The 1,435-nt window shown below is 54.9% G+C and carries 1 protein-coding gene; it reads right to left on the bottom strand.

Features of this window, described 5'->3' with window-relative positions; translation table 11 throughout:
• Nucleotides 1-25: 25 nt before the first annotated feature.
• Nucleotides 26-1,435, bottom strand: a 1,410-nt coding sequence (locus ACR0CW_RS23125) for an autotransporter outer membrane beta-barrel domain-containing protein (protein WP_480789582.1), incomplete at its 5' end; no start/stop codon positions are given.

The raw sequence follows: 1,435 nt of genomic DNA, 5'->3' as shown, positions 1-1,435 counted from the left end.
GTAGCGGCCCTTGAGAGTTTTCTTCCTAGAACTTCCACTCATAGGATGCCCAGAGGGCCTGAGTTGAAACGTCGGCCCCGAGGGTCGACCTTGCTTCAAGATGCAGGAATCCCCCGTTATCGAAAGGCTTCTCGAAGTTCAGTCCCACTTCGCCGAAAGTGTCGGTTCCCCCTCCGCCTGAGGCCAAAGCAAGCGTATTCCCGAATATAGACACATCCACAATTGACGGCGCATCCGCGTCCCGGTGCACTGCCGCCAATGAAGCTGACAGACGCCCACCAAGTACAGAGGTTGCGTATTCACCGCCAATCCGGGTTTCATTGAATGTGATAGCCCTGTCGCCAATTGTTGCGTTGGCAGAACTACCCGTCTCAGTATAGCCATCCAGGTTTTCTTTACCGTACAGAAAGCTTGCCTTTGGGGTCAGGATAGCGCCGTTCTTCAAGGCAATCTCCCGCTCTGCCGCAACCAAGGCAGTTATCATGTTGCTGGAATAGTCAGCGTCCGTCGCAACATTCCCGTTGGTGCGAGACTCGTGATTGTCCAGGTCACCGTAACCAAGACCAAAACTCAGATCAGCAAACCCGAAGTTTTGGGCCACGATCCCGCTGATAAACACACCCGAGGTGTCGAAGGACGAAGAGCCAAAGGTTCCGTCATTCTTGAAATAGCTGGCCCCAAACCCGTATCGCAATCCGGTTCCGAGATCACGGGTCAGACCAGCATTGACGCTCCACATGTTTGAGGAAAGTGCCGAAGAACTGCCGCTTGCGGTTCCATCACTTCTGCTGCCACTGATCAGGAAGTACGGCCGAAACCCTTCGATTGGGCCGCTTCCCTGGGTGCTGAGCACAACCTTGTTGCGGCTGACACTGCCGAGATCGGCGTTATCCAACTGGCGTGCAAGATTGTACGAAAGCCCCGCTATTTCGAACGGCTGGTTGGTGTTCAGCTGCAATTCAGCGGCGTCGAACGAGGCATAGACAGGTGCCGAGCCCCCTTCATCATCAACAAACCAACCTTGAGAGGCTGAGGAAACCGAAGTGGTGAACGCACCGTTAGTCGTATCATCGTCCTGGAAACGATAGACAACTCGTCCGCCGACATTGTTCAGGTTTACGTCGTGATCGCTGACCCGAATGGTCCCATTGATATCTGCGGTAGTTTCGGCATTTAGCGTACCGCCGCCGTCGCCCAGAAACACCGCGTAGCTCTTGCCGGTTGAAGTGGCAGACACGTTACCTGTCACAATGATCGTACCTTCAGCACTACCCACGAAAATACCATAAGCTTCCGTATCCGTGCCCCCGTTGGCAGCAACAGAAATCGCGCCACCATGGCTCAGAACGCCGCCTGAAGGCAATGCAGCAGTGGTAATCCCATGCGCCCGGACAAAAGCGTCTCCTTGCGCCGAAACCGCTATCGTCCCGGTGTT

Source organism: Ruegeria sp. CH6, from assembly GCF_056537005.1.
This window is presented reverse-complemented; position numbering and strand designations above follow the sequence as displayed.